This is a genomic window from Thalassotalea mangrovi (genome assembly GCF_005116735.1).
In the GTDB taxonomy this organism is placed as follows: Bacteria; Pseudomonadota; Gammaproteobacteria; order Enterobacterales; family Alteromonadaceae; genus Thalassotalea_A; species Thalassotalea_A mangrovi.
The window spans coordinates 181,137-194,369 of sequence record NZ_SWDB01000007.1; the positions used below are offsets into that span (position 1 = coordinate 181,137).

The 13,233-nt window shown below is 47.9% G+C and carries 9 protein-coding genes; 8 read left to right on the top strand and 1 reads right to left on the bottom strand.

Annotated features, from left to right (window positions below; genetic code table 11):
* Positions 1-65 precede the first annotated feature (65 nt).
* The 5 genes from aptA (at position 66) to E8M12_RS04000 (ending at position 6,691) form a co-directional block, all read left to right on the top strand.
* A complete protein-coding gene (gene aptA, locus E8M12_RS03980) occupies positions 66-1,403 on the top strand; it encodes an omega-aminotransferase AptA (protein ID WP_136734791.1) in 1,338 nt (445 codons plus the stop codon).
* 32 nt (positions 1,404-1,435) lie between these two features.
* A complete protein-coding gene (locus E8M12_RS03985; RefSeq protein ID WP_136734792.1) occupies positions 1,436-2,926 on the top strand; it encodes a CoA-acylating methylmalonate-semialdehyde dehydrogenase in 1,491 nt (496 codons plus the stop codon).
* 51 nt (positions 2,927-2,977) lie between these two features.
* Positions 2,978-3,661, top strand: a complete 684-nt coding sequence (locus E8M12_RS03990; RefSeq protein WP_136734793.1) for a cupin domain-containing protein — start codon at positions 2,978-2,980, stop codon at positions 3,659-3,661.
* 102 nt (positions 3,662-3,763) lie between these two features.
* A complete protein-coding gene (locus E8M12_RS03995; protein WP_136734794.1) occupies positions 3,764-5,239 on the top strand; it encodes an aldehyde dehydrogenase family protein in 1,476 nt (491 codons plus the stop codon).
* A gap of 42 nt (positions 5,240-5,281) precedes the next feature.
* Positions 5,282-6,691, top strand: a complete 1,410-nt coding sequence (locus E8M12_RS04000) for an NAD(P)/FAD-dependent oxidoreductase (protein WP_136734795.1) — start codon at positions 5,282-5,284, stop codon at positions 6,689-6,691.
* Between the two features lie 164 nt (positions 6,692-6,855).
* Here the strand turns inward: E8M12_RS04000 and E8M12_RS04005 are convergent, their stop codons facing one another.
* Positions 6,856-8,142 carry an NAD(P)/FAD-dependent oxidoreductase gene (locus tag E8M12_RS04005; RefSeq protein ID WP_136734796.1) on the bottom strand — a complete coding sequence of 429 codons (1,287 nt, stop codon included), beginning with the start codon at positions 8,140-8,142 and terminating at the stop codon, positions 6,856-6,858.
* A gap of 184 nt (positions 8,143-8,326) precedes the next feature.
* On the opposite strand from E8M12_RS04005, the gene E8M12_RS04010 reads away from it, so the two are divergent.
* The 3 genes from E8M12_RS04010 to E8M12_RS04020 all read left to right on the top strand — a co-directional run bounded on the left by E8M12_RS04010 (position 8,327) and on the right by E8M12_RS04020 (position 13,167).
* Complete coding sequence (locus tag E8M12_RS04010) at positions 8,327-9,820, top strand: aldehyde dehydrogenase (protein ID WP_136734797.1); 1,494 nt, start codon at positions 8,327-8,329, stop codon at positions 9,818-9,820.
* A 313-nt stretch (positions 9,821-10,133) separates the two neighbouring features.
* Entirely contained in the window at positions 10,134-12,560 is a 2,427-nt protein-coding gene (locus tag E8M12_RS04015) for a TonB-dependent receptor (RefSeq protein ID WP_136734798.1), read from the top strand.
* 121 nt (positions 12,561-12,681) lie between these two features.
* Positions 12,682-13,167: a P-loop NTPase family protein gene (locus tag E8M12_RS04020; RefSeq protein WP_136734799.1), complete on the top strand. Its 486-nt coding sequence runs from the start codon at positions 12,682-12,684 to the stop codon at positions 13,165-13,167.
* The last annotated feature ends 66 nt before the right edge of the window (positions 13,168-13,233 follow it).

The following is a 13,233-nucleotide window of genomic DNA, read 5'->3' on the forward strand; positions in this document are numbered from 1 at the left end:
ACTTTGGTGCGAAATAGGTTAACGAATGGTGACTGGCATTTGCAGTGTTTAAAGGGATTAGTGACATGACAACAGATCGACTAACGTGTGGGCTCAGCCAGCAACAGCTTGATGCTCATTGGATGCCATTTACCGGCAACCGTCAGTTTAAAAAAGACCCCAGGCTGATAACCGCAGCCCAAGGGCGTTATTACACCGATGCCAGTGGCAGGAAAATATTTGATGGTTTATCCGGCTTGTGGACTTGTGGTGCCGGACATGGTCGTGCAGAAATTGCCGATGCAATCGCCAGTCAGGCTCGAACACTGGATTATTCCCCGGCTTTTCAGTTTGGCCAACCTAAATCGTTCGAACTGGCACATCGCATCAGTGAGTGGATGCCACAAGACCTGAACCGGGTATTTTTTACTGGATCTGGTTCTGAGTCGGTGGAAACGGCACTAAAAATTGCTCGTGGCTACTGGCGCAAGCAGGGCCAGGCCAGCAAGACTCGCTTTATTGGCCGCGCCAAAGGCTATCACGGCGTTAACTGGGGTGGCATTAGTGTCGGCGGCATTGGCCCAAATCGAGCCTTGTATGGCCAGGGCATTGATGCCATTCATTTGCCTCATACCATGTTGCCAGAAAATACCTTTACCCAGGGAATGCCGCAAACCGGTGCCCATCTTGCCGATGAATTAGAACAGCTTATTGCCATTCATGATGCCAGTAATATAGCTGCCGTTATTGTCGAACCCATGGCAGGTTCCGCCGGAGTTATTCCACCGCCACAAGGCTATCTGAAAAAGCTCAGGGAGATCTGTGATCGTCATAATATCCTGTTGATCTTTGATGAAGTGATTACCGCCTTTGGTCGCGTTGGCAGTAGAACCGGCGCCGAAGAGTTTGATGTAACACCGGATTTAATGACCATTGCTAAACAAATCACCAATGGTGTGGTGCCCATGGGGGCGGTGATCGCCAGGCAGGGAATTTACGACACCTTTATGGAAACGGGTGGGCCTGACTACATGCTGGAATTGCCACATGGTTATACCTATTCCGCCCATCCGGTTGCCTGCGCAGCAGCATTAGCGACCCTCGACATTCTTGAAAGTGAACAATTGATTGAACGTTCAGCGGCGCTGGCACCAGAATTTGCGCAAAAACTGCACTCCCTAAACGGATTACAACATGTCACCGATATTCGTAATTACGGTTTAGCCGGGGGATTAACCATTGCGCCGAAGCAGGGGCAACCCGCGTTACGGCCATATGAAATAGCGATGAACTGTTGGCAGAAAGGTTTTTATGTTCGCTACGGTGGTGACACCATCCAATTAGGCCTGCCATTTACCACTGAGTCCGAGGAAATTGATTTGCTGGTGAACGCCTTGGGTGATGCCCTGAACGAAACCGAATAAACCCAAATAAATTTGTAGTAAGTGAGAAAATTATGTCGATTATTGGCCATTTTATTAACGGCGAAGATATTCAACTCGATGAACCTAAGCAGTCGGTCTTTAATCCGGCGACCGGTGATTCTGACAAGTCGGTATTACTGGCGACTCAATCAACCGTAGAAGAAGCAATCGCCAGTGCCGAGGCGGCCTTTCCTGAGTGGCGCAATACACCGCCGATTAAGCGCGCCCGTATCATGTTCCGTTTTAAAGAATTACTTGAGCAACATGCGGATGAGATTTGTCACCTGATTGGTGAAGAGCATGGCAAAATCAGCCACGATGCGGCGGGAGAGTTGCAGCGTGGCATCGAAAATGTCGAATTTGCCTGTGCAGCTCCACATTTATTGAAAGGTGAACACAGTCGCAATGTTGGTCCCGGTATTGATTCCTGGAGTGAATTTCAGCCTCTGGGTGTCGTTGCCGGGATCACCCCATTTAACTTTCCGGCGATGGTGCCGATGTGGATGTTCCCACTTGCTATCGTCTGCGGTAATACCTTTGTTCTAAAACCTTCGGAACGGGATCCCAGCTCGACCATGTTTATTGCCAAACTGCTTCATCAAGCGGGCTTACCACCGGGTGTTTTAAACGTGGTTAATGGTGACAAAGTGGCGGTAGATACCCTGTTAACCGATCAGCGTGTAAAAGCCGTTAGCTTTGTTGGCTCTACGCCTATTGCGGAATATATCTACACCACCGCCAGTGCCAACGGTAAACGCTGCCAGGCATTGGGCGGTGCCAAAAACCACGCGATAATTATGCCGGATGCGGATATGGACAATGCTGTCAATCAGTTACTGGGCGCTGCATTTGGTTCTTCCGGTGAACGTTGTATGGCTTTATCGGTCGCCGTTGCTGTTGGTGATAAAGCCGGTGATGAGTTGGTCGCAAAAATGAAAACGGCGATGGAAGGGTTAAAAGTTGGCGCTTTTTCTGATGCCAGTAATGACTTCGGTCCGGTAATTACCTGTCAACATCGTGACAAAGTGAATGATTTAATCACCAGTGCTGAACAGCAGGGGGCAACCGTTGTCGTCGACGGACGTAATCCACAGGTGCCAGGGCATCCAGATGGTTACTTTGTCGGTGCGACCTTAATTGATGGCATAACGCCTCAGATGGACAGTTATAAAGTAGAAATTTTCGGTCCGGTTTTGCAGGTGGTGCGTGTCAAAACCATGCAGGAAGCGATGCAGCTAATTGACGATCATGAATACGGTAATGGTACCTGTATCTTTACCCGTGATGGTGAAGCGGCGCGTTATTTCTCCGATCATATTCAGGTCGGTATGGTAGGCATCAATGTCCCCCTGCCGGTTCCCGTGGCGTATCATAGTTTTGGTGGTTGGAAGCGATCCTTATTTGGTGATTTGCATGCTTATGGTCCGGATGGAATTCGTTTTTATACCAAGCGTAAAACGATAACCCAACGCTGGCCATCCAGTGGTGTCCGTGAAGGCGTAAGCTTTTCCTTCCCAAGTTAATCGTGATGGCGGGTTATACCCGCCTGATAACCTAAATTGATAGCAGTCACTATGTCACAATCAATGCAAATTTATTCGACCCAAGTTAGTCAGCTAGCGGCAAACCCGGATCCGTTAAGCGCGGATATGTTTGACTCGGCGCTTCCAGTGCAGCACACCCGGGAGTTCTACAGTGATGAAAACCGGGGTATTTACGTCGGGCTCTGGGATACCACATCGATGCGCGAGCAGGCTGGGCCGTACGAGATGGAAGAGTTTATGGTGGTGCTGGAGGGAAGGGCGGATATTGCCCTGGCAAGTGGCGAGATGTCCCATGTTGTCAGCGATCAGGGTTTCGTGATCCCTCGTGGCCTTGATTGTCAGTGGCAACAGCATGGTTATCTGAAAAAGTTGTTTGTGATTGTCGACAACGAACGACTGTGTCCTGCTAATCAGGATGTTTGTGACATTAGCGTATTTTCACCGCAGCAAAAGCATCGCCCCTATTACAACCAGGCTAAAAGCTTTGCCGTATATCCCTTCTCGGCACAACAGGATGTTGAAATCACAGCACTGAGCTCTGGTTTTGCGGTTGTGTTTTGTCAGCAGGGGCAATGTCAGTACGATGACATATCCGAGGCAACTCATCGGCTCAAAGCATCAGAGGTTATGGTGATTGAGGACTTCAAAATAGCTAAGTTTTCATGTGAACCGGGCTCTTGTGGCTATCTTGTAGTGATCAGCGACAGCATTTAGGATATTGACCGCTGAGGCATTTAATGAACATAATAGGTCAGGTGTTCAATAAATTTAACAATAAAAAAGATTCTCTAGTTCAGGGAATTAAGCAGGCAAATTATGACATTTAATCACTTTATCGATGGCCAATGGCAACCCGCTGACAGCCAGCAGTCGTTTGTTACCATTAATCCTGCGACTGAGCAGCCAATTCAATCGGTGGCAGCGGGAAACTCGGTTGACATAGATAAAGCGGTGAAGGCTGCACGTAAGGCGTTCGACCATGGCCCGTGGCCAAGATTGTCAGGGAAACAACGTGGTGCTTATTTGCGAAAGATTGCCGATTTGATTAACCAGCGTTTGGATGAGCTGGCCCGGTTAGAAGTTACCGATAATGGCAAACCTTTTCCTGAAGCCAAGTGGGATATCGAAGATACCGCCGGCTGTTTTGAATTTTACGCGGCGTTGGCCGAGCAAATGGATGAACAGGATAGTGAAACTATCGATCTTGGCGAGCCTGCCTTTACCAGCAAAGCGATTAAAGAGCCTGTCGGTGTCGCTGGTGCCATCATCCCTTGGAATTTCCCTATGCTTATGGCCGCCTGGAAAGTTGCGCCGGCTCTTGCTGCGGGCTGTACTATGGTTCTCAAACCCTCCGAGGTAACCCCGTTAACAGCCATCGCGCTGGCCGAGATTGTTGAACAGGCCGAGTTACCTGCCGGGGTACTGAATATTGTTACCGGTACCGGACCAGAAGCCGGTCAACCGCTGGCCGAACACCCGGATGTCGATAAAATGGCATTTACCGGCTCCGTACCTACCGGAAGCCGCATTATGTCGATGGCCGCCAATCAGGTGAAAAACATTAGTCTTGAACTTGGTGGCAAATCACCATTAATTATTTTTGCCGATACGGATATTGAGCAGGCGGTAGAATGGATCATGTTTGGCATTTTCTGGAACCAGGGGCAGGTCTGCTCTGCGACCTCGCGCGTATTGGTTGAAGAATCGCTTTATCCGCAATTACTAGAAAGATTGACCGAAGAAGCGAAAAAAATCACCATCGGTGAGGGAAATGAGTCAGGAGTCTTGCTTGGACCTTTGGTCAACGAGGCGCAATATCAAAAGGTGATGGCGGCAATAGAGCGAGGACAAGGTGAAGGAGCCAAACTTGTCTGTGGTGGAGGTCGCCCAGAGCACCTGCATCAGGGGTATTATGTTGAACCGACGATATTTACCGAGGTCCCGGAAGATTCCTGGATTTGGCAGGAAGAGATCTTTGGTCCGGTGGTTTGTGTAAAATCCTTTACCAGTGAAGAACAGGCGGTACAACTGGCTAATGACAGTCGATTCGGTCTAGCCGGCGCTGTCATGTCCAACGATTTACAACGCTGTGACCGAGTTGCATGTGCCCTGCGAGCGGGGATTATTTGGATCAATTGTTCGCAGCCTACCTTTGTCCAGGCCCCATGGGGAGGTTACAAGCAATCTGGCATTGGCCGTGAACTTGGCCATTGGGGATTGAACAATTACCTGGAAACGAAACAGATAACATCGTATGACCCACAGCAACGCTGGGGTTGGTACATTAAATAGTCAATATATAGATCAATAAACAGGCTACAAACGAGAGGATTTATGCAGTATGCCGAAGCGTTAAAAGATTCAAAATATGGTTCAGTGTGGCTCGATTCGCCGGATCGCCCTGAACCAGAACCTGCTTTGGAAGAGAATACTACCTGCGAGTTATTAGTGGTCGGTGGCGGGTTCACCGGCCTTTGGGGTGCTTTACAGGCTAAGGAGCGTCGCCCCGACTTAGACATTATTCTGGTGGAAAAAACCTTTGTTGCCGACGGCGCTTCAGGCCGTAATGGAGGTTTTTTAAGTGCCGATCTCGCTCACGGTGAGGCGAATACTGAACATCATTTTCCCGGTGAAGAAGAGCTGCTCTATGAACTGGGCAAGCAAAACCTCAGGGAGATGCTGGCCACCTTCAAAAAATATAATATCGATGCCCATTATGAATGCGTCGGCGAGACTGAGGTTGCTGTTGATGATGCCCAGGTCGAAGAACTTCGTGAATACTACGAAGAAGAAAAAGCCGCCGGCGAAGACGTAACCTGGTTTGACGAAGAGGAAATGCAGGAGCAGGTTAAATCACCGACCTACAAGGCGGGCCTGCTGTTTCACAATGGCCTGGATGGCACCGTGAATCCGGCAAGAATCTGTTGGGGTCTGAAACAGGTGTTGCTTGATCTTGGCGTCCGTATTTTCGAGCATACCCCGGTTGATAAGTTATTACCTCGTTCCCGGCAACGGATGAAAGCATTTTGTCCCAATGGCATTATCACCTGCAAGAAAGTTCTGATGGCGACTAATGCGTTTCGCTCGCCGGTACGTAAAATCCGCAAATCCATTATTCCGGTCTGGGATTATCAAATCGCTACCGAGCCCCTGACTCAGGAACAGTTGGAGATGATTGGCTGGGACAAATTCCACCATGCGTTAGGGGAATTTAATAATATGTTCCACTATTATCGACTGACCAAAGACAAGCGTATTACCTGGGGCGGTGGTGGTGCCGTTAGGTATTATTACAATAAAAATATATCCCGACGCGATTGTGCGGATGTACCGGAGGCATTCGAACAGTTAGCGGAAGAGTTTTTTGAAACCTTCCCGCAACTTGAGGGCATCAAATTTACCCATCGCTGGAGCGGTATTATTGCCACCTCGACCCGGTTTTGTATGGTGCCTGGTACCGCTTATGATGGCCGAGTCGCCTGGGCGGTCGGCTACACGGGACTGGGAGTCGGCGCATCGCGCTTTGGAGCTCGTATTGCAATCGAGCTGCTTGGCTACGATCCCTCAGACATACTTAATCTGCAATTGGTCCAGAAAAAGCCGATGCCATGGGCACCTGAGCCGCTTCGCTGGATTGGCGTGCAGCTAACCCACGCAGCACTGGTTCGAGCGGATAAAAATAATGGTAAACGTGGTCTGTGGCTGAAGTTGCTGGACAAGTTAAACCTAGGTTTTACCTGCTAAATCAAAAAGGGCCGGAGATACCGGCCCTTTTTGCGTTTAAGGGTGTCTGAAGGAGACAAAACTTTCGGCTTTAGTAAAAGGCCGTTCGCCTCCGAGACCTGAAACCTGAAACCGGAATCCTTGCACCGTCGTGATCTGCAGTGAGACGGTGCAGAATATTTAATTTAAATCCCGAACTTATCCCTTACGCCATAATACCAGGCTCCCAGCTTAGTAAAGGGAACGCGTAATAACCTACCACCCGGAAATGGGTAGTGTGGCAAAGAGGTGAACACGTCGAAGCGACTTGACTCGCCATCAATGGCTTCGGCCAGCAAGCGACCCGCCAGGTGGGTGGTATTTACGCCGTGACCGCTATATCCCTGGGTGTAATAAGTGTTATCGCCAATCTTACCCAGTTGCGGCAATCGGCTCAGGGTCAGTAAAAAGTCACCACCCCAGGCATAGTCAATTTTTATGTCTTTTAACTCAGGAAACACTGATTCAAACCTGGGGCGAAGATAGTTTTCGATACTTGTCGGATCACCTCCGCCATAGGTTACACCGCCGCCAAATAGCAGTCGGTTATCGGCTGTCAGGCGATAATAATCAAGCTTGTAATTCATGTCTTCGACGCAAAAGCGCGATGGGATCAGGCGCGTTGCAACATCCTCAGGCAGGACTTCAGTGGTGATAATCTGGGTGCCACATGGCATTGACTTGCGCGCCAGCTTGGGTTCCAGGTTGCCTAGATAGGCATTACCTGCTAGCACCAGCTTCTTCGCTTTTACCCGTCCTTGCTCGGTAATTACCTCGGTTAAACGCTCACCTTCACCGTGGTTAATATCGATAACTTTTGAATGCTCGAACACCCGGCCACCGAGTTCAGTCAATGCCCGGGCTTCTTCCAGGGCCAGTTTCAGCGGATGAATATGGCCACAGTGTTCATCGACGAGACCACCTACATAAGCATCCGTCGAAACAATATCACCTAACTCGGTGTTATCTACTAAGCGCAGTTTGGTGTTGCCGAATCTTTCCCAAAGGGATTTCTTTTCCGCCAGTTCCTGCATTTGTTTTTCAGTAAATGCGGCAAAAAATCCGCCATGTTGATAATCCACGTCAAGCTTGTATTTAGCAATTAAGTCGCGAATGATATCCGCGCCTTCAAATGCCATATTTCCTAACGCGTTGGCGGTATCGGTTCCATAGTGCTTTTCAATGTGATCGATATCGCGACTAAAACTGTTGACCATCTGCCCGCCATTTCGCCCCGAAGCTCCAAAGCCGATACCCGATGCTTCAAGCAGTACCACCTGATAGCCTTTTTCCTGGAGGAATATCGCTGTAGAAAGGCCACTAAAGCCGCCACCGACTACACAGATATCTGCATTGATGGACTCCTGTAGGGTTGGATAGTGGACCTGGCGATTACAGCTCGCCGCGTAATAGGAATTGGGATATTCAGACATAATTAATAAGGCAGATTAACGGTTAAAGATGTTCTATATTTTGAACAGATGCGCGAAGAGATGTCAAATATTCTCAGGAAAAACTGGGATTTTGTAAAAAATATTGAAATGGGGTCGGGGCTCTTGTAGTTTATCTGTTAACGTTAATGAGTAACTTATTTTTCAGTAGATTTCGGAGTAGACAATGAATCAGGGCAGTCTTAATTACTGGCAGCAACAGGCGCAACAACTGACGTTTGAAGGCAGGGCTTACATCAATGGTAACTATCAAACGGCGATGTCAGGCGAACAATTTGATTGTATCAGTCCGATCGATGGTAAGTTGTTAGTGCAAGTCAGTGCCTGCGGGCAGGCTGATGCCGATCTTGCCGTGACTGCCGCTCGCAATGCTTTTAATCAGGGAGATTGGCGTCGTCGTTCGCCGGCACAGCGTAAATTAATATTGCAAAAATTTGCTGATTTAATCGAAGCCAATGCCGAACAGCTTGCCCTGCTGGAAACCTTGGATATGGGAAAACCCATTAGTGATGCCTTAAATGTCGATATTCCTGGAGCATTGCGCTGCCTGCGCTGGACCGCGGAAGCGATTGATAAGGTATATGATGAAATTGCCCCGAGTGCTGAAAATGAACTTGGCATGGTTACCCATGAACCTGTGGGCGTGGTAGCGGCCATTGTGCCGTGGAATTTCCCGCTGTTAATGGCATGTTGGAAACTGGCACCGGCTTTGGCGACGGGCAATAGTGTAATCTTAAAACCATCCGAAAAATCACCTCTAACCGCAATCAAAATTGCCGAACTGGCAACTCAAGCCGGTATTCCTGATGGCGTTTTCAACGTCTTGCCGGGTTTTGGGCATAGTATCGGTAAAGCCCTGGCCTTGCACCATGATGTTGATACCCTGGTTTTCACCGGTTCGACTGCGGTTGCCAAGCAACTATTTATTTATGCCGGGCAATCCAATATGAAACGGGTGTGGACCGAAGCCGGTGGTAAAAGTCCAAATATCGTCTTCGCTGATGCCCCTGATCTTGATGCGGCTGCACAAGCGGCTGCTGGCGCCATTTGCTTTAATCAGGGCGAGGTCTGTACTGCCGGTTCGCGGTTACTGGTTGAGGCCAGTATTAAGGATGAATTTGTCACTAAAGTGGTAAATGCCATGAAAAACTGGCGTCCCGGACATCCGCTCGATCCCAACACTAATGTTGGCGCTATTGTTGATAAAGAGCAACAGGCAAGGGTGATAGGTTTTATTGAACAGGCCCAGGCCCAGGGCGGCCAATTACGCCAGGGCGGAAAATCTGTCGAACCGGTGCAAAATGGCTTTTACATTGAACCAACAATTTTCGATAATATCGCCAATGATATGGACGTCGCCCAACAGGAGATATTTGGCCCGGTATTGTCGGTTATCAGCTTTGATTCTGCTGAAGATGCGATCAATATCGCCAATGATAGTGAATATGGTTTGGCGGCAGGTGTCTGGACCCGTGATTTATCAAAGGCACACCGGGTGGCAAAGTCTTTGCGTGCCGGTTCGGTGTGGGTAAATCAGTGGGATGGTGGTGATATGACAGCGCCATTTGGTGGCTATAAGCAGTCCGGTAATGGTCGCGATAAGTCGTTACATGCGTTCAGTAAATACACCGAGGTTAAGGCCACCTGGATTAAATTTTAATCCACAAAAGACGGTTTTTTTAAGCTTTTAAAAAAGGAAGCCTGGCTTCCTTTTTTTGACGGTGAAAGTTAATAATATTGATTTTTATCAATGGTTTATGTCGATATTTTGTGGTGCAACTGTGCACCGAAATTGGACATGTTTTTGGAGATTTGCCTGCAAAAAATAATTTTAACGTAAATTTTACATAACTGTTTGATTTATTTTACGCCACGTGTATTATCGAATCTGAGTGACGAAAAAATAATCATGATTCATTGCTTGAATAGATAACAAAAAACAATTGCTTTTACATTTAGGGAAGTCGTACGTTATGAACCATCGCAAATCCTTACTTGCTTTGACAGTTGCATCACTTTTTACCACCTCGATGTCATATGCTGAAGAAGCGAACAAAGAAGATGACTATGAAGTCATCGTTGTAACCCAAAAACGCGCTCAGTCTTTAAAGGAAGTGCCGGTATCGGTAAGCGCTTTCAATGAAAACTTTATCGACGATTACAATATCGATAATGCGGTTGCGCTATCAAAATTTACCCCGGGCTTAAACGGTGGCACCAGTAACGACAGCTTCGTTGATACTATCGGTATTCGCGGTATTGTGACCCAGGATTATGGTATCGGTGGTGATCCTTCCATCGGTTTATATTTTGATGGTGTCTACCAGGGCCGCAGCGGTGGCGCCTTGGGAACATTTTTTGATATTTCCCGGGTAGAAGTGACTAAGGGACCGCAGGGTACCCTTTTCGGTCGTAACGCTGCGTCCGGGGCAATCAGCATTTATTCTAACGATGCTGTCGATGGTGTAGAAGGTAGCATCGAAGGTGCGCTGGGTAGCGACAACTTGCAGGAGCTGACGGGTGTTTTTAATACCAATCTAGGCGACAACCTGTTTTTACGCCTGGCAGGTCACTATTCATCCGAAGACAACTATGTTGAAAATCTTGCCGGTGACGAATTGCGTGGCCGTGATGTGGCCGCATTGCGTGGTATTTTAAAATATGAAGGCGACGACACCATGGTTCGCCTGAGTGCCAACTATGAAGATCGCGACATGGATGGCGGTATTTATCGCTCGATCTGGACCGAAGGTCCGGGTGATGCGATCGCTACAGATTTAGGTAAAGATAGCCAGGATGTCGCGGAAGTGACCGCATTGACGCTTGATATTGAGCACGATTTTGGCAGCGTTATTTTTACCTCGCAAACCGCATTAAAAAATTACACCTGGGATTATGTTGAAGACTATGATGGTACAGCGATGCCATTTGGTAATTATTCGCAGGTTGATGATACCGAATATGTCAGCCAGGAATTTCGCTTAAATTCAGATAATGATTCTGATATTTACTGGTTTGTCGGTGTCAGTGCCTATAAAGAGACCATTGATACTCAGTTTTATAATGAATATGACGACGATGCTTTCTGTTCATACCTTCCTTATTTTGAAGAGTGGGATGAACCTTTAGCCGATATCACTTCAGATCCAGGCGCGTATTATGCAGACTGTCATGAACTGTTTGTCGATGGCTGGTACGAGCTTGATTTTGTCGATGACGCCGACGAAATTCAGATGATGGTCGATGACGGCGACATTCCGGCGCCGGGTGCTGGCGAGTTGGGTGTTCGTGAAGAGGTCTTTGCTCGCGGTACCAACCAGGGCTGGGGGATCTATGGTGATATTACCTGGACCATCAGCGATACCACAGATGTTACCGTTGGTGCTCGTTACTCCTATGACGAAAAAGAATTTGGTCTTAATCTACCAGAGCCTGATGGTTGGTTAGGTCATTACTGGCTGGTTGGTGCCCATACCTCAGGTGCCTGGATTGATGATAAACAGGACTGGTCAGAATTCACCCCCCGGGTAGCGATTAATCATCAGCTAACTGACGATATCAACGTCTATGCGAACTACTCGCGTGGTTACAAGGCCGGTGGTTATAACACGTTTGCCTTTAACCTTAACTATCTGGACTGGACCGGTTTTGACGAAGACGAAGAATGGTTTGACTATGAGCCGGATGGTGTTATCGATGATATCGATGAAGCATTCTGGGAGTCCGAACTATATGGTGGCGAGTTACCTGAAGGTAGTACCCTGGCAAGCTATGATCCAGAGATCGTCGATAGTTATGAAATCGGCATGAAAGGTGCATTTTTGGATAATACCCTGAATGTTAACCTGGGTGTTTATTACTACGACTACACCGATTTCCAGGGAACTTTCCCTAATGCTGGTGGTGTAATCATCAAAAACATTGGTGAAGCGGAAGGTAAAGGGGTCGAGTTTGACGCTACCTGGACACCGACGGACAGCCTGCGTTTGTTTGTTGCAAGTGCCTTGCAAAATTCAGAAGTCAAAAAAGGCGAGAGTGCTGAAGGCGAGTCTATCGTTGGTCAGAAACTTTCTGCACCGGAGGCGACCTTCACATTTATCGGTACTTACAGCTTTAGCATTGGTGAAGATACCGATATGGATGTTCAGTTGTCCTACGCCTGGCAGTCTGAAACCTTTGGCGACGAGTTCTTAGGTGGCAGTAATTTGCTTGAACAAGACGCCTACGGCCTGTGGGGCGCGGTTGCTAATCTATACACTGAATCCTGGCAGTTCACGGCTTACGTAGAGAACATCACCGATGAGCTTTACTATGAGGGCGCGGTTATCGATACGGGCTATACCCGTTTCGGCATCGGCCAAGGTACCAATGGCGGCATCAAAGCGAAATTCAGCTTTTAATCTGCCATCTATAATTTAACATTGGTAAAAAGTAAGGGGCCTGCAGTTTGCAGGCCTTTTTATTTTCCGCGACTGCCGTATCAAAATGTGTTGAAATATAGATGCGTGAGGTGAGGGTGATATGCGTAACATTGTGATTTTCGGCAATTCTGGTTCTGGAAAATCCACCCTGGCAGGCAAACTAGCCTCAAGGCAACAGCTAGCCCATTTCGATCTTGATGTGATCGCCTGGCAGCAGACTAATCCGCCAACACGGCAACCGCTGGCAGAGTCATTTATGCAAATTGACCAGTTTATTAAAGAGAATCATGACTGGGTTATCGAAGGCTGTTATTCAGATTTAATTGCCTATGTCATGGTGCATGCGGATAAAGCAATCTTTATGAATCTCAGTGTCGCGGATTGCATCGATAACGCCAAAAAGCGCCCGTGGGAACCTCACAAATATCCATCGAAACAGGCCCAGGATAAAAATCTACCCATGTTGCTAAATTGGATAAAGGATTATGAATCCCGTACCGATACCTTCTCTCTTTCAGCACACCAGGCTTTGTACGACGAGTTTACCCGGGAAAAGGTGATGTATACGCATAATGTTCCCGACTAACTGTATCGTGGATGATTGAAATGTTGATAGAGGATTGACGTTAACCGATTGAAAAGGTTAATGTTA

Bases quoted from the DNA above. Each gene is read 5' to 3' on its own strand.
- aptA (WP_136734791.1), top strand. From the start codon at position 66: ATGACAACAGATCGACTAACGTGTGGGCTCAGCCAGCAACAGCTTGAT.
- E8M12_RS03985 (WP_136734792.1), top strand. From the start codon at position 1,436: ATGTCGATTATTGGCCATTTTATTAACGGCGAAGATATTCAACTCGAT.
- E8M12_RS03990 (WP_136734793.1), top strand. From the start codon at position 2,978: ATGTCACAATCAATGCAAATTTATTCGACCCAAGTTAGTCAGCTAGCG.
- E8M12_RS03995 (WP_136734794.1), top strand. From the start codon at position 3,764: ATGACATTTAATCACTTTATCGATGGCCAATGGCAACCCGCTGACAGC.
- E8M12_RS04000 (WP_136734795.1), top strand. From the start codon at position 5,282: ATGCAGTATGCCGAAGCGTTAAAAGATTCAAAATATGGTTCAGTGTGG.
- E8M12_RS04005 (WP_136734796.1), bottom strand. From the start codon at position 8,142: ATGTCTGAATATCCCAATTCCTATTACGCGGCGAGCTGTAATCGCCAG.
- E8M12_RS04010 (WP_136734797.1), top strand. From the start codon at position 8,327: ATGAATCAGGGCAGTCTTAATTACTGGCAGCAACAGGCGCAACAACTG.
- E8M12_RS04015 (WP_136734798.1), top strand. From the start codon at position 10,134: ATGAACCATCGCAAATCCTTACTTGCTTTGACAGTTGCATCACTTTTT.
- E8M12_RS04020 (WP_136734799.1), top strand. From the start codon at position 12,682: ATGCGTAACATTGTGATTTTCGGCAATTCTGGTTCTGGAAAATCCACC.